General features: G+C 71.4%; 19 protein-coding genes and 1 riboswitch. Of the genes, 12 read left to right on the top strand and 7 right to left on the bottom strand.

Going from position 1 to position 21,042, the window contains the following annotated elements; all coding sequences use genetic code 11:
- Nucleotides 1-37: 37 nt before the first annotated feature.
- On the bottom strand, nt 38-1,312 hold the full coding sequence (locus ABIA33_RS26070) for a DUF2382 domain-containing protein (protein WP_370084924.1): 1,275 nt from the start codon (nt 1,310-1,312) through the stop codon (nt 38-40).
- A gap of 156 nt (nt 1,313-1,468) precedes the next feature.
- Nucleotides 1,469-1,560, top strand: a riboswitch (glycine riboswitch).
- A gap of 195 nt (nt 1,561-1,755) precedes the next feature.
- Here ABIA33_RS26070 and gcvP point away from each other — a divergent pair.
- Nucleotides 1,756-4,650 carry an aminomethyl-transferring glycine dehydrogenase gene (gene gcvP / locus ABIA33_RS26065; protein WP_370084923.1) on the top strand — a complete coding sequence of 965 codons (2,895 nt, stop codon included), beginning with the start codon at nt 1,756-1,758 and terminating at the stop codon, nt 4,648-4,650.
- A gap of 93 nt (nt 4,651-4,743) precedes the next feature.
- Here gcvP and ABIA33_RS26060 read toward each other — a convergent pair whose 3' ends face one another.
- Together ABIA33_RS26060 and ABIA33_RS26055 are read right to left on the bottom strand one after the other, a co-directional pair.
- A complete protein-coding gene (locus ABIA33_RS26060) occupies nt 4,744-4,935 on the bottom strand; it encodes a DUF5999 family protein (protein WP_370084922.1) in 192 nt (63 codons plus the stop codon).
- A 252-nt stretch (nt 4,936-5,187) separates the two neighbouring features.
- The gene (locus ABIA33_RS26055) at nt 5,188-5,769 is read right to left on the bottom strand and encodes a hypothetical protein (protein WP_370084921.1); all 582 of its coding nucleotides are present in this window, start codon (nt 5,767-5,769) and stop codon (nt 5,188-5,190) included.
- Nucleotides 5,770-6,236: 467 nt separating this feature from the next.
- Between ABIA33_RS26055 and ABIA33_RS26050 the strand changes: the two genes are divergently transcribed.
- The 7 genes from ABIA33_RS26050 (at nt 6,237) to ABIA33_RS26020 (ending at nt 12,909) form a co-directional block, all read left to right on the top strand.
- The gene (locus tag ABIA33_RS26050; protein WP_370084920.1) at nt 6,237-7,763 is read left to right on the top strand and encodes a glutamate--cysteine ligase; all 1,527 of its coding nucleotides are present in this window, start codon (nt 6,237-6,239) and stop codon (nt 7,761-7,763) included.
- A 121-nt stretch (nt 7,764-7,884) separates the two neighbouring features.
- Nucleotides 7,885-8,670, top strand: a complete 786-nt coding sequence (locus tag ABIA33_RS26045) for a CPBP family intramembrane glutamic endopeptidase (RefSeq protein WP_370084919.1) — start codon at nt 7,885-7,887, stop codon at nt 8,668-8,670.
- A 97-nt stretch (nt 8,671-8,767) separates the two neighbouring features.
- A complete protein-coding gene (locus tag ABIA33_RS26040) occupies nt 8,768-9,265 on the top strand; it encodes a hypothetical protein (protein WP_370084917.1) in 498 nt (165 codons plus the stop codon).
- Between the two features lie 225 nt (nt 9,266-9,490).
- A complete protein-coding gene (locus ABIA33_RS26035) occupies nt 9,491-10,726 on the top strand; it encodes an SLC13 family permease (protein WP_370084946.1) in 1,236 nt (411 codons plus the stop codon).
- 2 nt (nt 10,727-10,728) lie between these two features.
- Nucleotides 10,729-11,217: a universal stress protein gene (locus ABIA33_RS26030; protein ID WP_370084915.1), complete on the top strand. Its 489-nt coding sequence runs from the start codon at nt 10,729-10,731 to the stop codon at nt 11,215-11,217.
- Nucleotides 11,218-11,388: 171 nt separating this feature from the next.
- Complete coding sequence (locus ABIA33_RS26025; RefSeq protein WP_370084914.1) at nt 11,389-11,943, top strand: AAA family ATPase; 555 nt, start codon at nt 11,389-11,391, stop codon at nt 11,941-11,943.
- 306 nt (nt 11,944-12,249) lie between these two features.
- On the top strand, nt 12,250-12,909 hold the full coding sequence (locus tag ABIA33_RS26020) for a PadR family transcriptional regulator (protein WP_370084913.1): 660 nt from the start codon (nt 12,250-12,252) through the stop codon (nt 12,907-12,909).
- Here ABIA33_RS26020 and ABIA33_RS26015 read toward each other — a convergent pair.
- The gene (locus ABIA33_RS26015) at nt 12,887-13,414 is read right to left on the bottom strand and encodes an HAD domain-containing protein (RefSeq protein WP_370084912.1); all 528 of its coding nucleotides are present in this window, start codon (nt 13,412-13,414) and stop codon (nt 12,887-12,889) included. The two genes, ABIA33_RS26020 and ABIA33_RS26015, sit on opposite strands and share 23 nt — an antisense overlap.
- A gap of 409 nt (nt 13,415-13,823) precedes the next feature.
- On the opposite strand from ABIA33_RS26015, the gene ABIA33_RS26010 reads away from it, so the two are divergent.
- Nucleotides 13,824-14,318 (top strand): Clp protease N-terminal domain-containing protein, encoded by a 495-nt coding sequence (locus ABIA33_RS26010; RefSeq protein ID WP_370084910.1) that lies wholly within the window; start codon nt 13,824-13,826, stop codon nt 14,316-14,318.
- 38 nt (nt 14,319-14,356) lie between these two features.
- On the opposite strand, the gene ABIA33_RS26005 is transcribed toward ABIA33_RS26010, so the two are convergent.
- A complete protein-coding gene (locus ABIA33_RS26005) occupies nt 14,357-15,775 on the bottom strand; it encodes a sugar porter family MFS transporter (RefSeq protein ID WP_370084944.1) in 1,419 nt (472 codons plus the stop codon).
- Nucleotides 15,776-15,937: 162 nt separating this feature from the next.
- Nucleotides 15,938-16,576 (bottom strand): FMN-binding negative transcriptional regulator, encoded by a 639-nt coding sequence (locus ABIA33_RS26000; protein ID WP_370084908.1) that lies wholly within the window; start codon nt 16,574-16,576, stop codon nt 15,938-15,940.
- A 52-nt stretch (nt 16,577-16,628) separates the two neighbouring features.
- Between ABIA33_RS26000 and ABIA33_RS25995 the strand changes: the two genes are divergently transcribed.
- On the top strand, nt 16,629-17,975 hold the full coding sequence (locus ABIA33_RS25995) for an aminotransferase class I/II-fold pyridoxal phosphate-dependent enzyme (RefSeq protein WP_370084907.1): 1,347 nt from the start codon (nt 16,629-16,631) through the stop codon (nt 17,973-17,975).
- A 52-nt stretch (nt 17,976-18,027) separates the two neighbouring features.
- Here ABIA33_RS25995 and ABIA33_RS25990 read toward each other — a convergent pair whose 3' ends face one another.
- On the bottom strand, nt 18,028-19,626 hold the full coding sequence (locus ABIA33_RS25990; protein ID WP_370084906.1) for a VWA domain-containing protein: 1,599 nt from the start codon (nt 19,624-19,626) through the stop codon (nt 18,028-18,030).
- 161 nt (nt 19,627-19,787) lie between these two features.
- On the opposite strand from ABIA33_RS25990, the gene paaA reads away from it, so the two are divergent.
- Entirely contained in the window at nt 19,788-20,723 is a 936-nt protein-coding gene (gene paaA, locus ABIA33_RS25985) for a 1,2-phenylacetyl-CoA epoxidase subunit PaaA (RefSeq protein ID WP_370084904.1), read from the top strand.
- Nucleotides 20,720-21,019: a 1,2-phenylacetyl-CoA epoxidase subunit PaaB gene (paaB, locus tag ABIA33_RS25980; protein WP_370084902.1), complete on the top strand. Its 300-nt coding sequence runs from the start codon at nt 20,720-20,722 to the stop codon at nt 21,017-21,019. Before paaA ends, paaB begins: the two co-directional genes overlap by 4 nt.
- Nucleotides 21,020-21,042: the final 23 nt, after the last annotated feature.

Below are 21,042 nucleotides of genomic sequence, written 5' to 3'. Positions count from 1 at the left end.
TACCCCCGTGTGGTCGGTCGGGGCTCTTGGGCAACCGCTAGGCACGTAGGGCGTGGCCGGGGAGATCAGGCTGCGCGGGCGGCCCCGACGGAGCCATGGAGGGCGCGGAGGACGCTGAGGGTGCGGGCGGGGCGGAGTGCGGCGCCGGAGCGGACGCGGCAGAGGGTACGGAGGAGCCCGCCGACGGCGCGGACATCGCACTGTCCTGGACCGGGGTCGGCTCGTCGGGGCGGGTGCTGTCGTGGACCTGGATGTGCTCGCGGTGCACCTCGTCCCGGACCACCTCCTCCTCGGTGAACCGCTCCGTCACCAGCCGGATCCGCTCCACCGGAACGACCGCCTTGCGGACGATCACCCGCTGCTCGTGCAGGGTGACCTCCTCGGTGCTCTCCGAGATCTCCTGGTCCGACAGCTGTGCGCGCTCCTCCGCGGTCACCGGCACCCGCTCCACCCGGATCCGCTCCCGGATCACCGGTACCCGGCGCTCCACCTGCTCGGAGGTCACGTACTTGCGCAGCCGGGCCCGCCCGAGAACATGCCACTCGGTGGCGATGTCGAGCCGCTCCTCGCGGCAGACGAACTCAATCGGCTCGGGCACGCCGACCTGTCCCGGGTCGACCGCGGGGGCCGCCGCCTTGGCCAGGTCGGGCACGATGGCACCGGGCTTGGGACCGCTGGGGTGGTCGGTCAGCGGGTTGGCGTAGAGGTCCGGATGCGGTACGTGCGCGTGCGCGGCCGTCGGAGCCGGTGCCGTAGCCGGTGCAGGAGCCGGAGCCGGAGCAGGAGCCGCAGCCGGTGCAGGAGCCGGAGCAGCCATGAACGCCGCGGTACGGCTGGTGTCCGCGGCAGCCCGCGGCGGCGCCTCGGTGTGGGCCGCCGAAGGCATGGTCGTGGCGGTCGTGGCCGCGGTGACCGCCGTGGCCGCCGTGGCCGCAGGGGCGGCGACCCCGCTGCCGTTGCGGTTGTGCAGTCCGGAACCGCTGTTCGCGCCCTCGCCCGCCGGGACGTCCAGGCCGTAGTAGCGGTAGAGCTGCAACTCCTGTGCCGGTGACAGGTGCTGGCCCACGCCGAAATCGGGGGAGTCTTTGACCTTGGACTTGTCGTAGGGCACGCGCAACTCGTCGCTGACGAACTCGCTGCTGGTCAGCGGCACGAAGGCATCACGACCGAAGAGCCCGGTCCGGACGGCTGCCCACTCGGGCTGGCCGGTGGCGTCGTCGAGGTACACCTCGTCCACGGTGCCGATCTTGTCGCCGTGGCGGTCCACAGCCTTGTGGCCGATCAGGTCCCTGGGGTCGATCTCGGTCTGCACGGCTCGTCCACTCCTCACGGCGGGCTCGGGGCAATACGGTCAACTCATACGAAAAGGCACAAAGATCGATTTGTCGAATGCCCGGAGCCATGCGGGTGTGTCGTTGGTCCATTCGATGTCGCGCATGCGCTCGCTGGTACCCTGGCGTCGACCGGTCGAGCGTGCGCGGGAGAGCCCGCACACCGCTGTGGCGCCGAAGGAGCAACTCCTCCCCGGAATCTCTCAGGCATCCGTACCGCGCGCGCGAGGTCACTCTGGAAAGCAGGGCAGGGTCGGGTGTACGCAAGTGCACACCGGGCAAGCCCTCACCGACGGTGAAAACCGGCGGCTGTCGTGCATGACGCACGGTGGCGGCCGGTGAAGCTCTCAGGTTCCATGACAGAGGGGGAGGTCGTCCCGGCACCCATGGTGCCAACCGGGTCAGACCAGGAGGCTCCCCAGCCATGACATCCCCCCTCGCCGGGCTTGCGCATTCCAGCCCCTTCGACCAGGACCTCTTCGAACGGCGCCACATCGGCCCCGACGCCGGGGCGCAGGCGAAGATGCTGGCCCACGTCGGCTACGCCAGCCTGGACGAGCTCACGGCCGCCGCGGTCCCCGGCGCGATCCGCAGCATCGAGGCGCTGGACCTGCCCGCCGCCCGCTCCGAGGCCGAGGTGCTGGCCGAGCTGCGCTCACTGGCCGGCCGCAACCAGGTGCTGCGTTCCATGATCGGCCTGGGCTACCACGGCACCTTCACCCCGCCGGTGATCCTGCGCAACGTGCTGGAGAACCCCTCCTGGTACACCGCCTACACCCCGTACCAGCCGGAGATCTCCCAGGGTCGCCTGGAAGCCCTGATCAACTTCCAGACCGTGGTCTCCGACCTGACCGGGCTCCCCACCGCCGGTGCCTCGCTGCTGGACGAGGGCACCGCCGCCGCCGAGGCTGTCGCCCTCGCGCGTCGCGTCGGCAAGGTAAAGGGCGGGGTCTTCGTCATCGACGCCGACGCGCTGCCGCAGACCATCGCCGTGATCCAGACCCGCGCGGAGCCGCAGGGTGTTGAGACCGTCGTCGCCGACCTCAGTGCGGGCATCCCCGCCGAGCTGGTCGAGCGCGGCGTCTTCGGTGTGCTGCTGCAGTACCCGGGTGCTTCCGGCGCCGTCCGCGACCTCGCGCCGGTCGTCGAGCAGGCCCACGGCCTGGGCGCGATCGTCGCCGTCTCCGCCGACCTGCTCGCGCTGACCCTGCTGACCTCCCCCGGCGCGCTGGGCGCGGACATCGCTATTGGCACCACCCAGCGCTTCGGCGTCCCGATGGGCTTCGGCGGACCGCACGCCGGCTACATGGCCGTCCGAGCCGAGTACGCGCGCAGCCTGCCCGGCCGCCTGGTCGGCGTGTCCGTCGACGTCGACGGCAACCGCGCCTACCGGCTCGCGCTGCAGACCCGCGAGCAGCACATCCGCCGTGAGAAGGCCACCAGCAACATCTGCACCGCGCAGGTGCTGCTCGCGGTCATGGCCTCCATGTACGCCGTGTACCACGGCCCGGACGGGCTGCGGGCGATCGCCACCCGCACCCACCGCTACGCCTCCGTGCTGGCCGAGGGCCTGCGCGCGGGCGGCGTCGAGGTCGTCCACGACGCCTTCTTCGACACCGTCACCGCGCGGGTCGCCGGCCGCGCCGCCGAGGTCGTCGAGGCCGCCCGCGCCGTCGGCGTGAACCTGCGCCTGGTGGACGCCGACCTGGTCGGCATCGCCTGCGACGAGACCACCACCCGCGCCGACCTGGCCGCCGTCTGGACCGCCTTCGGCGTTCCGGCGGGCGACGTCGACGCGCTGGAGGCCGCGGCGGGCGAGAAGCTGCCCGAGGCGCTGCGCCGCAGCGAGGACTACCTCACCCACCCGGTGTTCCACGCGCACCGCTCCGAGACCGGGATGCTGCGCTACCTGCGCAAGCTCGCCGACAAGGACTACGCGCTGGACCGGGGCATGATCCCGCTGGGTTCCTGCACCATGAAGCTCAACGCGACCACCGAGATGGAGCCGGTCACCTGGCCGGAGTTCGCCGACGTGCACCCGTTCGCACCGGAGGAGCAGGCGGCGGGCTACCTGACGCTGATCCACGAGCTGGAGGACCGCCTGGCCGAGCTCACCGGCTACGACAAGGTCAGCATCCAGCCCAACGCCGGGTCCCAGGGCGAGCTCGCGGGTCTGCTCGCGGTCCGCGCCTACCACCACGCCAACGGCGACACCGGCCGTGACGTCTGCCTGATCCCCTCCTCGGCGCACGGCACCAACGCCGCCAGCGCCGTGATGGCCGGAATGCGCGTGGTCGTCGTCAAGACCCTCGTCGACGGCGACGTGGACATCGAGGACCTGCACGCCAAGATCGAGCAGCACCGCGACCAGCTGTCCGTGCTGATGGTCACCTACCCGTCCACGCACGGCGTGTTCGAGGAGAACATCGCCGACATCTGCGCCACCGTGCACGAGGCCGGTGGCCAGGTCTACGTCGACGGCGCCAACCTCAACGCGATGGTCGGTCTGGCCAAGCCGGGCAAGTTCGGCGGCGACGTCTCGCACCTGAACCTGCACAAGACCTTCTGCATCCCGCACGGCGGCGGCGGCCCCGGCGTCGGCCCGGTCGCGGTGCGCGAGCACCTCGCGCCGTACCTGCCGAACCACCCGCTGCAGCCCTCGGCGGGCCCGGCGACCGGTGTCGGCCCGATCTCGGCGGCGCCCTGGGGCTCGGCGGCGATCCTGCCGATCTCGTGGTCGTACGTGCGGCTGATGGGCGGCGAGGGACTGAAGCGCGCCACCCAGGTGGCGGTGCTCAGCGCCAACTACATCGCCAAGCGCCTCGCGCCGTACTACCCCGTGCTCTACACCGGCCCGGCCGGGCTGGTCGCGCACGAGTGCATCATCGACCTGCGCCCGCTGGCCAAGTCGGCCGGGGTCAGCGTCGACGACGTCGCCAAGCGCCTGATCGACTACGGCTTCCACGCACCGACGATGTCGTTCCCGGTCGCCGGCACGCTGATGATCGAGCCCACCGAGAGCGAGGACCTGGGCGAGATCGACCGCTTCTGCGAGGCGATGATCGCCATCCGCGGCGAGATCGACCGGGTCGGCGCGGGCGAGTGGCCGGCCGAGGACAACCCGCTGGCCAACGCCCCGCACACGGCCGCACTGCTGGCGGGCGACTGGGAGCACCCGTACACCCGTCAGGAGGCCGTCTTCCCGGCCGGGGTCAACCCGGCGGAGAAGTACTGGCCGCCGGTGCGCCGCATCGACGGGGCCTTCGGCGACCGCAACCTGATCTGCTCCTGCCCGCCGATGGACGAGTACGAGGCATAGGTCGACGCGCGACGAATCGACACGCGACGAGTCGACACACGACGAGGGGCCGCCACCGAACTGTTCGGTGGCGGCCCCTCGTCGCGCGTTGTTTCAGGCCACCTTGGCCAGCGGACGGTGGGGGGCGATCACCCGGCCGTCGGGGAGAATCTCGCCGGTGTCCTCGAAGAGCAGGACGCCGTTGCACAGCAGGCTCCAGCCCTGTTCGGGGTGACTCGCCACGACGACGGCGGCCTCACGGTCCGGGGAATCGGCCGACGGGCAGTCAGGATGGTGCTGGCACATAGCGCGTACCCTCGATTCGAAGTTTCCGATCACGGCGCGGTCCGCTTCGGAGGTGTGAACCGCCTGCTTCTCGGGTAGAGGCTGAAGCCGCCCGCGCTGGTTCCCAGTGTCGATGGACAGGGACGCTCCCGCAGCCATTTGGTGACATGCGTCACCGGTCTCTGGCACGGACCACCCGTTTGGATCCCGACCGGCCTCGGAACGCACCGAAGTGACCATGCCGGGCATGGTCACTTCGGGTGATACGCAGAGTCAGTGCGTAGCCGTGAGCAACTGTCCGTTACTGAGGGCGAGCAGGGACAGCAGCTCGTCGGCGTCGTGAGGCCGATGGGCGGTGACCCCGAGCGGCGCGGGGGCGAGCGGAATCAGCAGGTCGGCGCTCTGTGCCCGGTCGAGCACGGGGTGCAACCAGAGCGCGGCCATGTAGTGGCCGGGTACGGAGAGCAGGCGCGGCAGGTACACGGTGGGTGAGCTCGCCGTGTGCTGTTTGGCCTGCTGCAGGGCGCGCAGGGTGGACAGCGGGTAGGGCCCCTCAGCGAAGTGGGAGAACACCTGACCCTCGGTGCACTCGCGGGTGTCCGCCGCGGCGACGACCTCGTCGCCGTCCTGGATCAGGAAGCGCCAGCCGGTGCGCCGGGCCCCGGCCAGCGCGGGGCCGGGAAGCGCCGCCATGGGGTCGAGCAGGTGGACCGGAAGCGGGTTCGCCGGGGCCAGCACCCCGGTCCGGCGTCGCATGGCCGCGGTGCGGACGGCGCGAACGGCGTTCGGGGAGTCCAGCGCGCCGAGGACGGCGCGGAGGGCGGCGGCTGGGGGCTGGGGCATCGACAAGGACATGGATTCGCCTCTCGGGGCAGAGACAGGCGGTGCGGGGGACGTGCCGAGGGGCCACCGACGCGGGGCGAGGGCCGGGGGTCCGGAGAGCTCAGGTGCGATGAGGCGGTGCCGCTTGGTACCGGACGGTGCTGAGCCGGGTTGCTGGGCCGGCAGGTTCTGACTGCTGCTTCAGGGCCTGGGGTCGTGGTTCGGGGCTGTTGCGGACGGCCCGACCACCCGGTACGGCGCGTGGCCGCCGAGGCGGTGCAACTCGTACCGGTTGTGGGGCAAGTCTATACGAACGGGTGCGCGCCGTGACTCTTCTACTACGCACCGTGTGCGGCCGCAAGGGACCTTCTCGGACGTTCGTGTACGCAAGAGGGTGTTGGCACATGCCCGGGCGCCGGGCTATCGATCTCCCGGGCTGGGCATGATGCCTCAGCCGGGAGGGACCCACGGCGTGCGGTCGACCGAGGAGGATGTCGCTCATGGGGGAGAAGGTCGCGGCCGGAGTATCCGACCTGGCTGACCGCCAGCTCTACCGCAGGAAGCTGAAGCAGTGCCTCGAAGCCCTGGAGCTGATGCTCGGCGAGCGCCGCTTCGCCCGTCCCCAGGCGGTGATGGGCCTGGAGATCGAACTCAATCTCGCAGACGAGGCGGGGCGCCCGGCCATGCTCAACGAGCAGGTGCTCGCGGCCATCGCCAGCGGTGACTTCCAGACCGAGCTGGGTCAGTTCAACATCGAGGTCAACATCGCCCCGCACCGCCTCGGCGGCCGGGTCTTCGAGGAGCTGCGCGAGGAGATCGACATCGGGCTGCGCTACGCGGACCGCAAGGCCGCCGAGGTCGGGGCGCGGATCGTCACCGTCGGCATCCTGCCCACCCTGACCAGCGACGACGCGGTGCTGGACAATATGTCGCACGGCGACCGGTACCACCTGCTCAACGACCGCATCCTGGCGGCGCGGGGCGAGGACATCGCCCTGGACATCGAGGGCGTGGAACGGCTGCGGGTGTCGAACGTGTCCATCGTCGCGGAGGCTGCCTGCACCTCGATGCAGCTGCACCTGCAGGTGACGCCGAGCCGCTTCGCCAGCGTCTGGAACGCGGCTCAGGCGCTGGTGGGCCCGCAGCTCGCGCTCGGGGCCAACTCGCCGTTCCTGTTCGAACGGGAGCTCTGGCGGGAGACCCGGCCGATTCTCTTCGAGCAGGCGTGCGACACGCGGCCTGACGAACTCAAGGTCCAGGGGGTGCGGCCGATCACCTGGTTCGGCGAGCGCTGGATCGACTCCGTGATGGACCTGTTCGAGGAGAACGTCCGCTACTTCCCCGGACTCCTCACCATCTGCGACGACGAGGACCCGCTCAAGGTGCTGGCGGCGGGCGGCATCCCTGCGCTGCGCGAGATGCGGCTGCACAACGGGACGATCTACCGCTGGAACCGCCCGGTGTACGACGTCACCGACGGCGTCCCGCACCTGCGGGTGGAGAACCGGGCGCTGCCGGCCGGGCCGACCGTGGTCGACACCCTTGCGAATGCGGCCTTCTACTACGGTCTGGTGCGCTCGCTCGCCGACCAGCCGCGGCCGGTGTGGAACCGGCTTCCGTTCGAACTCGCCGCCGAGAACTTCCATGTGGCCGCCCGCTGGGGCCTGGAGGCGGAACTGTGGTGGCCGCGCGCCGGGCGTTTCGGGTCGCGCGGGCCCGGCGTGCGGGCCGGCGGCGGGGTCTCCCGGGTTCCCGTGCGGGAGCTGGTGCTGGAGGAACTGCTCCCGCTGGCCTACCAGGGACTGGACGCCTGGGGGGTGGAGCCGCTGGACCGGGACCGCTACCTGGGCATCGTGGAGCAGCGGTGCGTCCGCAACGCCAACGGGGCGTCCTGGCAGAGCGCCGTGTTCCACGACCTGCGCGAGCGTACGGGGCTGGACCGTAGGTCAGCGCTGGTGGCCATGACCGGGCGTTACATGGAGCTGATGCGGACAGGGGACCCGGTGCACACCTGGCCGGTGCGCTGAGCGCGGGCGTGGGCCGGGTCCGGCCGCTGTGCGGAGCCCCGCAGCGGATGGGGCCTGTGGGATGATCGTCCGAATCGATCGTTTCGCATCGCCCCGCCCCGCCCGTGTCGGAGACACCGCCGTGACCACCACCGAAACCCTGCCGGCTCCGGCCGGCCAATCCCGCCGACTGCTGGGGCAGGAGACGGTGATCGTCCTCGCGCTGTCCCTGGGAGCCAGCGGGGTGAGCGCGCTGATCAGCTTCGCCGGCTCGCTCACCGCGCCCGCCACGCTCAAGGCGCAGACCGCCACCCTCAACGGCTCGCTGGCGCCAGGACGCCCATGGCTCGATCTGACCTGGCACCTGTTCGACATCGCCACGGCGCTGGTTCCGGTGGCGCTGGTGGCGCACCTGCTGCTGCGCGAGGGCTCGTCGCTGCGGGCCCTGGGATTCGACCTGACCCATCGCTGGTCCGATCTGGGGCGCGGGTTCGTGGTCGCCGCCGGGATCGGGGGCTCCGGGCTGATGCTCTACCTGGCGGCGCGGGCGTCCGGCGCCAACCTCACCGTGGTGCCCAGCGGACTGCCCGACGTGTGGTGGCGCATTCCGGTGCTGATCCTCTCGGCCGCGCAGAACGCGGTGGTGGAGGAGGTCATCGTGGTCGGCTACCTGCTGCGCAGGTTGAACCAGCTCGGCTGGTCCTGGCCCGCCGCCGTGGCGGCGAGCTCGCTGCTGCGCGGCTCGTACCACCTCTACCAGGGGGTGGGCGGCTTCGTCGGCAACGTGGTGATGGGCGTGATCTTCTGCCTGCTGTACCGGCGCTGGCGCCGGGTGGCCCCGCTGGCCATCGCCCACACCCTGATCGACACGGTCGCTTTTGTGGGCTACGTCCTGCTGGCCGGGCACGTCAGCTGGCTGCCGACCTAACGGCAGGCCGTAAGCATGGTCTCTGTTCGCTGACGGCTCAGCAGTCGGCGCGGGATCAGCCATGCCCATAGCTCTGTAATGGTGTAATCATGATTGCATGAGTGGTAGCGGGAAGACCGGGGAGAAGCTGGCGGCATGGTTCGCCGAGCGGCTCCCCGAGGGGCTGTTCGAGGAAGCGCCGGAGATCGAGGTCGACCGTGAGGAGATCACGGTGGTCGGCCGGATCGCGGCAGGTGAGTCGGCCGAGCAAGCGGTCGACGAGTTCAGGGAGCGCACGCGCCGGGATCGGATCGCGGTCGCCAGGGAGGCGGAGCAGCGCTACGGGCGCAAGGTCTCCTGGGGCGTGGAGTACGAGGGGAAGCGGGTGATGTTCACGACCCTCGGCGTCCCGGCCATGACCAGGCTGCGGCAGCCCGAGCGGAAGGTGCTGGACACCCTGGTCGCGGGCGGTGTCGCCCGCAGCCGCAGCGAGGCGCTGGCCTGGTGCGTACGGCAGGTCGGCGCCAACGCCGACGCCTGGCTGGGGGACCTGCGCGAGGCGCTGAGCCACGTGCAGGAGGTGCGCCGGCAGGGACCCGACGCTGCTGACGCGTAGCGCGGCGCCGAGCCCCGGCCTCTGAGTCGGGGTTGGGGCGACGGCGGAGACGAGTCGCCGTCCAGGAGGGTGACGGCGCGACCGGTGGGGAGACCGGTCGCGCCGTCACCCTTTTTGCCGTGGACCCGCGGAGGGGGTGCGATCCTGGGCGAATGCGCTGGCCGCGGGGTTGTGCCGCGGCTGCTGCGAGCCTGGAGGTGCCTGCTGAGTACGGCTGTCGCCGAGATCGTGTCCGTCCTGGTGCTGCTGGGGGTGCTGGCGTTCGCCGTGGCCCGGCCCAAGGGGTGGCCCGAGGCGGCTGCGGCGGTCCCCGCGGCTGCGCTAGTGGTCGCACTCGGCGCGGTCTCACCCTCGCAGGCGTGGACCCAGACCCGCACCCTGCTGCCGGTGGTCGGCTTCCTGGCCGCCGTTCTCGTCCTTTCACAGTTGTGTGCGGACGAAGGCCTGTTCACCACTGCCGGGGACCTGGTGGCCCGGGCGTGCCGGGGCAGCGCGGTGCGGCTGCTGGCCGGGATGTTCGCGGTGGCCTCCCTGATCACCGCGGTCCTCAGCCTGGACGCGACCGTGGTGCTGCTGACCCCGGTGGTCTTCGCGACTGCCGCCCGGGTGGGGGCCCGTCCGCGTCCCCACGTGTATGCCACCGCGCATCTGGCGAACTCCGCCTCGCTGCTGCTGCCGGTCTCCAACCTGACCAACCTGCTCGCGTTCACCGCCAGCGGCCTGTCCTTCACCCGCTTCGCAGCGCTCATGGCCCCGGCCTGGCTGCTGGTCATCGGCATCGAGTACGTGGTGTTCCGCCGCTTCTTCCGCGCGGACCTGACCACGCCGGCCCGGCCGCCGCAGCAGGCTGCTCGGCCCGAGGTGCCGGTGTTCACGCTGGTGGTCCTCGCGCTGACCCTGGCCGGGTTCGCCGTGACCTCCTTCGCCGGGATCAACCCGGCCTGGGCCGCGCTGGCCGGCGCGCTCGTGCTCGGCGCTCGGGCGCTTGGTCAGAAGCGCACCACCGTGCCTGGCCTACTGGGCGCGACCAGTCCGTTGTTCTGCCTGTTCGTCCTCGCCCTGGGCATCGTGGTCAAGGCGGTGGTCGACAACGGCCTGAACAGCGCCGCCGGACACCTGCTGCCCCACGGGGTAGGCCTGCCCGCGCTGCTTGCCGTTGCTGGCCTGGCCGCCGTCCTGGCCAATGTGATCAACAACTTGCCCGCGATCCTGGCCCTGCTGCCGATCCTGGCCACCGGCGGTCCCGGCCCCGTGCTGGCCGCGCTGATCGGGGTGAACCTGGGCCCCAACCTCACCTACGTCGGCTCCCTGGCCACGCTGCTGTGGCGGCGCGTCCTGCATGCGCACGACACCGAGGTGGACCTGGGCGACTTCACCCGCCTCGGCCTGTTGACCGTGCCCGCCACGCTGGTGGCGGCCACTGTGGCACTGTGGGCGATGCTGCAGGTGATCGGAGGTTGACCGTGACCGTGCTCGTGTGGATCACCGAGGGCACCTGGCAAGCCGCAGTGGACGCTGCCCGCACCCACATTCCGACCGGGACCGATATCACCCTGCTGCACGTCATCGGCGACGACATCGCCGAAGCCGCCCACGGCGCCTTCGTCGGCCTGCTCGGTCGAGGTCGTCCCGGGCGCGACCCCCGTGACCAGGTCGCGGACCGGTCAGAGCGCGCCGCCGCCGCCCTCCTGGACGCGGCCGCCGACCGGCTCGGCCGACCCGCGACCCGGCTCCAGGCCCACGGACGCACCGAACGCGAAGTCGTCCACGCGGCCGCAGGAGCCGACCTGCTCATCTGCGCGCGCGACGGCGACCCTCAGCACCTGGGACCCCGCAGCCTTGGCCCCGCGACGCGCTTCGTCGTCGACCACGCACCCTGCCCCATCCTGCTGGTCTGGCCCGAACCAGCACCCAGCCTCGACTCACTGCCCCCACACCCCCCACACCCCTGACCGCACGACCCATCGCGGCACCTCGGTCAGCCATCCATCACCCCTGCAGGCGAACGAACGAACTGTCCGTCGAGGGGGGAAGCGGCTGTCCATGGACCAGGAGATACCGCTGTCCGCTCACAGGAGGTCTGGCCTACGAAGTGGCGTACGCCGTTTGCTATGACTAGGAAGGTGACTTCTCTTCCGACTCTCGTTGTCGTCAGTGGCCCTCCCGGTTCAGGCAAGACCACCCTTGCGCACGAGATCGCAAAGCTGGTGGGGTGCCCGGCGATCTGCCGGGATGAGATCAAGGAAGGCATGGTGCATGCCGCCCCGGAGTTTCTGCCGAGCCCGGGCGACGCCCTGACCCAGCGCACGTTGCCGACCTTCTTCGGTGTGCTGGATCTGCTGCTGAGGGCCCGCGTGACGACCGTGGCCGAGGCAGCGTTCCAGGACCGACTGTGGCGACCCGGCTTGGAGCCCCTCCGGAAGCTGGCGCAGATCCGCATTGTTCACTGCACAGTCGCCCCCGATGTCGCGACGGAGCGTCAACTACGCCGCAGGGCGGACAATCCGCTGCGCCGCGCGCATGCGGACCCTCGACCGAACGACGCGGCCGCGCAAGCAAGGGGCCACAGCGCGTTCGACCGGGTCTCGCTGGATGCCCCCTGGATCGAGGTCGACACCACCGACGGCTACGACCCCGGGCTGAAGGACGTCGTAGCGTTCGTCAATGGCTTGAACTGACTCGACAGTGAATCCCGTCGCACCAGGTCAGAGGCCCACCATCGACTGACTTCGCCGTCCAAGGTGACCTGTGACGAGCCTCAGACGACCGACAGCGGCAGCGGACCGGCTCCACCGCCTCGAACGGCGTGTCCCAGCTCGAGCCCGAGAACAGGCTCCACCCCCCGCTTCCCCCACCGACGAGACCGACGCGCCCCGACTTCGCTGTCACAGGTCACTTTTGCACGCCGATATTCCTTGCCGAACGACTGATGCCGATATATCGTTGAGCCATCACAACAGTCGTTCATGAAAGGAACGAAGATCATGCGTTCAGGAATACCTTTCGACCCCGCGCAGCCCGGCCGCCCCGGCCGTGGTGGGCGGGGAGAGCACGGGCACTGGGGCCGTGGGCCCGGTGCCGAGAGCCGCGCGGCGTTCGGCGGCTTCGGGCCGCCCGGCGGCGGGTTCGGCCCCGGGCCGTTCGGTCCCGGCTTCGGACCGTTCCGGGGTGGGGGACCCGGCGGGCGCGGACGCCACGGCGGCCGGGCGCGGCGCGGCGATGTGCGTGCCTCCCTGCTGGCCCTGCTCAAGGACCGGCCGATGCACGGCTACGAGATGATCCGCGAGATCGCGGAACGCTCCGGCGGCAGCTGGAAGCCGAGCCCGGGATCGGTCTACCCCACCCTGCAGATGCTGCAGGAGGAGGGGCTGATCAGCAGTGAGGAGGCCGGCGGCAAGCGCCTATTCCAACTCACCGAGAGCGGCCGGGCCGAGGCCGAGGCCGGGCCCGAGGCTCCGTGGGAGGAGTCCGGGCAGGGTGAACACTGGTCCATCGTCCGGGAGTTCGGCCAGGCCGAGGGCGCCGTACGGGACGCCCTGCGCCAGGTCGTGGTCACCGGCACGCCGGAACAGCGCACCAAGGCGCTGGCGGTGCTCGCGGACGCCCGCAAGAAGCTCTACCTCATCCTCGCCGAGGAAGGCTGAATCTCACCGGGGGGTGGCCCAGCAGGCGGTTCACGTGGTCGCGGCGCAGGCCCTGGCCCGGGTCGACTCGCAGCAGCAGGCGGTCCCTGCGTGCGGCGCTGCTGCGCAGCACGGCCTCGGGGATCAGATCGTCGACCCAGGCGAAGGGCCTGCCCGCCGCGTGCCGCACGATCGGCAGCCAGTCGCCCCCCGGTTGACGCCCCACCGGGACGACCGGCAGGTCCGGCAGTCCGAGCAGTGGAGCGATGCAGCGGTTGGCGTACGCCTCCCAGGTGCTGGCCCAGACCAGCTCGTAGACCTGCGCGAGCTCGCGCAGCCAGTCTGCGTGACGCGCGGATATCAGTACCGAGCAGCCGTGCACCTGATGCGCCGTGAACTCGCCCTCGGGGCGCGGGCAGACGGGGTTGAGCACGCCGTCGATGTCGAGGTACAGCAGCGGCCGGTCGTTGTACGGGTCCGCGGGGCCGCCTGGTGGAGCCTTCGGCGGGAAGGGGCGGACCTGCACGGGGGTGGGTTCTATCGAGGCCTCCAGTGGCGCTGAGCGGGCGGCCGGGCGGTGCGGAGCGGGGAGACGGGTCGGTAGGGATTCCGCTGTGGTGTCGGACGTGTCGGAGGCTCCGGTGGTTGCGAGCGACCGGGGGTGCGGAGGGTCGCCGCACGCCGGTCCGTGCACCTGTGCGCCGCATGGCGAAAGCTGGCGTAATGGCTGCCGAGCTAGCCAGGTAGGGGCGGTTGGGGGGCGTGTTCAGAGCTGGGGAAGCAGTGCCGAGGGCACTCCCAGCCAGGCCGGACGGTGGGAAGATCGTATCTGTGGGTTGACTAGCGGTCACGCTACGAAGCAGACTTCCGTCGAAGCGGTCGGCTGATGTGGGCTGCGACGTTCCTGCCCCGTCCCTGACGATGTGGTGGATCACGTGTTCCCGAATCTCCACGGCGCGGAAGTCGAGCGCCTCGAACAGGCGGGTGTGCTGGGCCGGGTCGCCGCCCGGGCCCGGCGCCGCGCCGTACGCGCCGGCGACACCGAGGTCGACACGGGGCACCTGCTGCATGCGCTGCTCGAATCCGACGACCGGGTCCTCGGACTGGCGGCGCCGTTCCCGACGCAGGCCACGCGGCTGATGGGCTATCTCGCGCAGCGCAGCATCGGCTTCGGCCGGGACTGGAGCTCGGGGGAGGGCGCGGTCGTGCCCCGCCCGCGCCGGCAGGCCCCGCTGGGTTGGAGCAGGTCCGCGGCGGCGGCGCTGGAACGCGCCGCGCTGGCGGCGCTGATACGCGAGGGCGCGGAGCCCGGCGCGCTCGACCTGCTGGCGGAGCTGGCGTCGGACCCGTCCAGCCGGGCCGCGGAGGTGCTGGCCGGGGCCGGGGTCGACCCGCAGGCGGTGGTCGCCCGGGTCCAGGCCGAACTCTGAGACCCTGCCTGCGGGCTGGAGCGGCTGGAACCTGGCGGTCAGCCCATCGACTCCAGGGTGCGTCCCTTGGTCTCCTTGATGCAGAAGTAGACGAAGGGGATCGACAGCAGCGCGAAGCACGCGTAGATGACATAGGTCGCCGACAGGTTCCAGTCCGACATGGTCGGGAAGCTGACGGTGATGGCCCAGTTTGCGATCCACTGTGCGGACGCGGCCACCGACAGGGCCAAAGCCCTGATCCGGTTGGGGAACATCTCGCCGAGCAGGACCCAGACCACCACGCCCCACGAGAACGCGAAGCACAGCACGAAGACATGTGCGGCGGCCAGGGCGACCCCGGCCTGCAGGTTCGGCAGCGTGGCGCTGGTGCCGGTGCCCTTGCGGTACGAGAACGCCCAGGCGGCGACGCTCAGCGCGACGGCCATCCCGGCCGAGCCGGTCAGGGCCAGCGGACGGCGGCCCACCCGGTCGACCAGAGCGACGGCGATTACCGTGCCGACGATGTTGACCAGCGAGGTGGACACGCTGATCAGCAGCGAGTTGCTGGCGTTGATCCCCACCGACTGCCAGAGCAGGGAGGAGTAGTAGAAGATCACGTTGATGCCGACGAACTGCTGGAACGCCGAGGCGCCGATGCCGACCCAGACGATCGTCTGCAGGCCGAACCGGCCGCCGAGGAGGTCGCTCAGCCTCGACTTGTGCTCCGAGGCCATGACCAGCTGGATCTCCGCGATCCGGGCGTCGACGTCGGAGTTGGGCCCCTCCACGTCGGCGAGGACCTGGCGCGCCCGGTCGAGCCTGCCGGCGGAGATCAGAAAGCGTGGGGACTCCGGGATCGCGAAGGACATCAGGAAGTAGATGAGCGCCGGAACCGTCTCCACGCCGAGCATCCACTGCCATGCCTGGATCCCCGCGATCGGGTCGTTGGGGCTGCCGCCTGCGCCCTGGTTGAGGCCGTAGTTGACGAGCTGTGAGATGAAGATGCCGAGCACGATCGCGGCCTGCTGGAAGGACGCGAGCCGCCCGCGTACGGCGGGCGGCGAGACCTCGGCGATGTAGGCGGGGGCGATGACCGAGGCCATGCCGATCGCGACACCGCCGACCACTCGCCAGACACCGAGGACGAAGATGTTGGGCGGAAACATCGAGCCGACGCCGCTGATGGCGAAGAGCACGGCCGCCATCTGCATGACCCTGATCCGGCCGAGACGGTCGGCCAGCCAGCCGGCGCCGGCCGCGCCGGCCGCGGAACCGAGCAGCGCGGCGGACACGACCAGTGCGGTCTCGCCGTTTCCCACCCGGAAGTGGTGCTGGATGCCGGTGACGGCGCCACTGATGACCGCGCTGTCGTAGCCGAACAGGAAGCCGCCCATGGCCGCCGCGGCGGCGATGAAGATGACACGACCAAGGCTGCCCTCGCCGGACTCCGTGGGGTCGGGTGTCCTGGTGCTGGTCAGTGGAGGCTCCCCGGAGTTCGGCGGGCCGACACGGTGCCGGCGGCCCGAGCTGATGGTCCGTCCGACCAGCCTATGAACGCGGACCGGTCGGGGACGGCAGCGCGGCCGCGGGCCTCGGCCGTCCGGGTGGGCGCCTGCCCCGGACGGCCCAGCGCACGCGTGTCAGGAATCGACGCGTGCGTCCCTGCGGCGCAGCAGTTGGGCCCGGGCCCCGTCGTCGCGGGGCAGGTCCCGTCGCGACAGCCGTTCGGCGATCTCCGACTGCAGTTCGGCGTCCCGCTTGTCGTCGTACTTGAACTTGGGCCTGACCTCGGTGATCTGCAGCCGCAGCCCCCGGATCGCGGACAGCATCCGTCCGAACGGCGGCTCGCCGGGGACGATGGGTGCGCAAGGGCCGTCGGGCTGGAAGTGTGCGAGCTGACGGTCCAGCAGGGCTGCCTTCAGGGCCGGGTTGTCGATCACGGTGGCCGTCCCGGTGAGGTGCACGGAGGCGTAGTAGCTGGTCGGCACGCCGTCCTCGGGCGGGGTGCCGGCCGGGGGACGCCAGGGGCCTGGTACGAAGGCGTAGTCGTCGGTGACGGCCAGGGTGAGCCGTGGGTTGGCCTCGATCGCCGCCCACACCGGGTTGGGACGGGCGAGGTGCAGGACCACCTCGTCCGCGCCGTCGTAGAGGAAGTGGGTGGGGACGAGGACGGGGGCTGCTCCGTCGGTGCCGTTGGCGGCAAGCAGGCCGAAGTCGCGTCCGGAGAGCCAGGCGCGCCATTCGTGGTCGGCGCCCCGGTCCCAGGGATGGATCAGCATGAGGTCTCCAGCAAGGTCGACAACGGCTATGTACTAGTGCATAATCTACTTTGTGCTAGGAGATTATCGGATTCGCGGACGCCGCGCCACGGAGATCGCCGCCGACGTCGAACGCGCGGTCGGTACGGGTGAGCTGGAGCCCGGGACGGCCCTGCCCCCGCTGCGCGAACTGGCGACCGAGCTGGAGGTGAACCCCAACACCGTGGCCGCCGCCTACCGGCTGCTCCGGGACCGGGGGGTGATCGAGACCGCCGGCCGGCGCGGCAGCCGGATCCGCTCCAGACCCTCGTTGACCCCGCGCGACGCGCAGCGGCTCGCGGTCCCGCAGGGCACCCGCGACCTTTCCGACGGCAACCCCGACACCAGCCTGCTCCCCGACCTGGAGCGCGCCGTCCGGGAGGCCGCGCTCGCCCACGCCACAGACCCGGTGATGTACGGAGGCCCCGCGCTCGACCCCCGGCTGCGCGCCCTGGCCGAGGCGTCGTTCGCCGGCGACAGCGTTCCCGCCGCGCCGGTCGGCGTCGCCTCCGGTTCGCTCGACGCGATCGAGCGGATCTTCCTGGCGCGGCTGCGCCCCGGTGACGCCGTCGCCGTCGAGGACCCGGGCTGGGGCAGCCTGCTGGACCTGCTGCCCGCGCTCGGCCTCAAGGCGGTGCCGGTCGCTCTCGACGACGAGGGCCCGCTCGTGGCGGAGGTGGCGCGCGCCCTGGAGGAGGGAGCGCGCGCCGTCGTCGTCACCAGCCGCGCCCAGAACCCCACCGGGGCCGCCGTGAGCGCCGAGCGAGCCGCCGCGCTGCGCGGGCTGCTGGCCGCGCACCCGGCCGTGCTGCTGGTCGAGGACGACCACGGGCACGGCATCGTGGACCTGCCGTTCCACCCGCTGTGCGCGGGCCCGAACGGAACCGCGACCACGACGGCCTGGGCAGTCGTCCGCTCCGCCGCCAAGTCCCTCGGCCCCGACCTGCGTGTCGCCGTCCTCACCGGTGACGCCGAGACGGTCGACCGGGTCCGCGGCCGTCAGCGCCTGGGCGCGGGCTGGGTCAGCCATCTGCTGCAGCGCACGGTCGCCGCGCTGTGGGAGGCCGAGGACACCGCGCCGGCTGCGGCCTCGTACCGGGCCAGGCGGGACGGGCTGCTCGCCGAACTCGCCGCGCGCGGGATCCGTGGCCACGGGCGCAGCGGCCTGAACGTCTGGGTGCCGGTGCCGGACGAGACCGCCGCCGTCGCCGGGCTGCTGCAGCGGGGGTGGGCGGTGGCCGCCGGCGCGCGCTTCCGGATGGGCTCACCGCCCGGGATCCGGCTGACGGTCTCGCCGCTGTCCGCGCCCGACCTGCCGGCACTCGCCGAGGACGTCGCCGCCGTGCTGCGCACCCGCGGCGGCGACGTCAGAGGCATCTGAAAGCAGGCCCGAACAGGAATCAGTCGGCGGGAACAGTCGACGAGAAGAGGGGTCAGTCGACGAGCAGGCCCTTCGCGCGGGCGTTCTGCAACCAGGCCGGATACGCGCCCATCATCAGTTCGTAGAGCTGCTCGTCGCTGATGTTGGCCGGGTCCTGGACGCAGAAGAAGTCCGCGTTGTCGACGTAGCGGCCGGGCAGGTCGTCCAGTTCTTCGAGGAAGCGGAAGGTGCCGTCGCCCCAGCTCGCCGACATGGCCCGCAGCTTCCGGGCGAACCGCGACTGCTTGCCGGTCGGCTCGGGCTCGGGCGCCGTCATCGGGGCGTCGACCGACTTGGAGGACCGCCCGATGCCCATGAACTGCCAGAACAGCGGCTCGTAGCTGGAGGACAGGACGTGCGCCCGGGTCGCTGCCTCGCTGGTGGTGTGGCCGTCCGTCACGAACATGACGTAGACCGGCTGGCGGTCCGAGATCGGGGTCTGTCGCAGCGCGGCGGAGCCGAAGTACTGCTCCCGGATCAGGTGCATCGCGGCGGCGTAGTCGGTCCCGCCTTCCAGCCGCCACTGCTGGAGCATCCGGTCCGTCCAGCCCTGGTACGAGTCCAGGCCGACGCCGCCGGCGGCGTGGCCGCGGGCGCCGAACAGGAAGACGTCGACCTCGGCGTTGTCGTCGAAGCGCAGCCCCAGCGCGAGCACCCGTTCGACCAGCCCCTGCACCTTGCCGGTGCGGTAGAGGCCGCCCATGGAACCGGAGATGTCCAGGCAGAGCGCGACCCTGGCGGTGTGCTCGGACAGGCCGCGCTTCTCCAGGGTGACAGCGGCGCGCTTGGTGAGGTCGAGCAGACCGAGGTCGCCGCGATCGGCGAGCTGCTTCTCCAGGGAGATGAGCTTCTGCTTCTTGAGGCTGAGCGGGGAGCCCTGCTCGGGAGACGCTGCAGGGGCCTGCGTCGGCGGCGCCTGCGGCACGGGTGTGCCGTAGCCGGGCGGGGGTGGGCCGAAGCCGACCGGGGGTTGGGGCTGCGGGGCAGCGAACTGCTGGGCGGGTGCGGCTGCGGGTGCGGCTGCCGGCGCGGCCTGAGGCGCGGGTGCGGGTGCGGGGGCGGGGGCGGGCGTGGGGGCCGAGTCCCCGCCGTCCACCGAGATGCCGAAGTCGGTGGCCAGGCCGGCCAACCCGGAGGCGTAGCCCTGGCCGACCGCGCGGAACTTCCACTCCCCGCTGCGCCGGTAGAACTCACCGAACAGAAACGCCGTCTCGGCCCCCGCCCCGTCGATGTCGAACTCAGCGACGCAGCCGCCGTCCTGGGTCAGCACCCGCAGGCGCAGCCCCGGCACCTGGCCGAAGGTGCCGCCGTCCGCGGACGCCCCCACCACGATCCGGTCGACCGCCGGTTCCACGCGCGGCAGATCCAGCAGCACCGCGTCCATCGTCTCGCCGGGCTGGGGCCGCTTGCCCTCGTGTCTGACCGCGCCGGAGGCGTGCTCCGGTTGGTTGTAGAAGACGAAGTCGGCGTCGGAGCGAACCTTGCCCGAGCCGTCGAGCAGCAGAGCGGACACGTCCACGTCCGGCGTCGGCCCGTCGGTGCGCCAGCTCACCACCGCGTGCAGCGCGGTCGTCGGTACGGGGAGATTGGAGCCCTTGGGCATCGAGGTCATGGGGCCATCCTGCCGCTTGCGGCACCGGTGGCAAGGCATTGGCGACAATCCGCGGAGCGACGGGCGCTGAGCCGGCCTTGAGTGCCGACCGACCGTTCGGTAGTCTGGATCTGGAGTCGCACCGCCGCGACCCGCAGACCCGCCCAGGGGGTGTGACACGCGTGACCTCACCGGAAGCACGCTTCGAGGAAACCGTCGCCCGCGACCAGCGCATCGAACCCCGCGACTGGATGCCTGACGGCTACCGCGCCACGCTGGTCCGGCAGATCGCCCAGCACGCCCACTCCGAGATCATCGGCATGCAGCCGGAGGGCGAGTGGATCACCCGCGCGCCCTCGCTGCGACGCAAGGCCATCCTCTTCGCCAAGGTCCAGGACGAGGCCGGGCACGGGCTCTACCTCTACTCGGCGGCCGAGACCCTCGGCGTGGACCGGGCCGACCTCACCGAACGGCTGGTCAGCGGGCGGCAGAAGTACTCCTCGATCTTCAACTACCCGACCCTGAGCTTCGCCGACGTCGGCGTCATCGGGTGGTTCGTGGACGGCGCCGCGATCTGCAACCAGGTGCCGTTGTGCCGGAGCTCCTACGGCCCCTACGCGCGCGCGATGGTGCGGATCTGCAAGGAGGAGTCCTTCCACCAGCGGCAGGGCTACGAACTGCTGCTCACGATGATGCGCGGCACGGCAAGGCAGCGTGACGCGGTGCAGGACGCGGTGGACCGCTGGTGGTGGCCCTCGCTGATGATGTTCGGCCCGCCCGACGGCGACTCGCCCAACAGCGCCCGCTCCATGGCCTGGCGGATCAAGCGCCACAGCAACGACGAACTGCGGCAGCGCTTCGTCGACATGACGGTCCCGCAGGCCGAGCGCCTGGGCGTGCGACTGCCCGACCCCGAACTCAGCTGGAACGAGCAGCGCGGCAGCTGGGACTTCGGCACCCCCGACTGGAGCGAGCTGCAGCGCGTCATCAGCGGCGACGGCCCCTGCAACACCGAGCGGATCGCCCGGCGCCGGCAGGCCCACGAGGACGGCGCCTGGGTCAGGGAGGCCGCGACGGCTCACGCCGCGAAGCAGAACCAGGAAGGTGCGACGGTATGAACGAGCAGAAGCCCCGGGCCGAGTGGCCGCTGTACGAGGTGTTCGTGCGCGGCAAGCGCGGACTCAACCACGTCCACGTCGGCTCGCTGCACGCGCCCGACGCCCGGATGGCCCTCACCAACGCCCGTGACGTCTACACCCGCCGCAACGAGGGCGTCAGCATCTGGGTCGTCCGGGCCGACGACATCACCGCCTCCAGCCCGGACGAGAAGGACCCGTTCTTCGCCCCGAGCGGCGACAAGGTCTACCGGCACCCGACGTTCTACGCCATCCCCGACGACGTCCCGCACATCTGACCTTCACCTGTCACCTGAGAAGA

It is taken from the genome of Streptacidiphilus sp. MAP12-16 (genome assembly GCF_041262165.1).
Taxonomy (GTDB): Bacteria; Actinomycetota; Actinomycetes; order Streptomycetales; family Streptomycetaceae; genus Streptacidiphilus.
The sequence above is the reverse complement of the archived record's forward strand: the minus strand, read 5'-3'. Positions and strand labels throughout refer to the sequence as shown.

What these genes read in the sequence shown, in the direction of transcription:
- ABIA33_RS26060 (WP_370084922.1), bottom strand. Translation starts at nt 4,935, where the DNA reads ATGTGCCAGCACCATCCTGACTGCCCGTCGGCCGATTCCCCGGACCGT.
- ABIA33_RS26000 (WP_370084908.1), bottom strand. Translation starts at nt 16,576, where the DNA reads ATGCTGATCCATCCCTGGGACCGGGGCGCCGACCACGAATGGCGCGCC.
- gcvP (WP_370084923.1), top strand. Translation starts at nt 1,756, where the DNA reads ATGACATCCCCCCTCGCCGGGCTTGCGCATTCCAGCCCCTTCGACCAG.
- ABIA33_RS26040 (WP_370084917.1), top strand. Translation starts at nt 8,768, where the DNA reads ATGAGTGGTAGCGGGAAGACCGGGGAGAAGCTGGCGGCATGGTTCGCC.
- ABIA33_RS26055 (WP_370084921.1), bottom strand. Translation starts at nt 5,769, where the DNA reads ATGTCCTTGTCGATGCCCCAGCCCCCAGCCGCCGCCCTCCGCGCCGTC.
- ABIA33_RS26050 (WP_370084920.1), top strand. Translation starts at nt 6,237, where the DNA reads ATGGGGGAGAAGGTCGCGGCCGGAGTATCCGACCTGGCTGACCGCCAG.
- paaB (WP_370084902.1), top strand. Translation starts at nt 20,720, where the DNA reads ATGAACGAGCAGAAGCCCCGGGCCGAGTGGCCGCTGTACGAGGTGTTC.
- ABIA33_RS26020 (WP_370084913.1), top strand. Translation starts at nt 12,250, where the DNA reads ATGCGTTCAGGAATACCTTTCGACCCCGCGCAGCCCGGCCGCCCCGGC.
- ABIA33_RS25990 (WP_370084906.1), bottom strand. Translation starts at nt 19,626, where the DNA reads ATGACCTCGATGCCCAAGGGCTCCAATCTCCCCGTACCGACGACCGCG.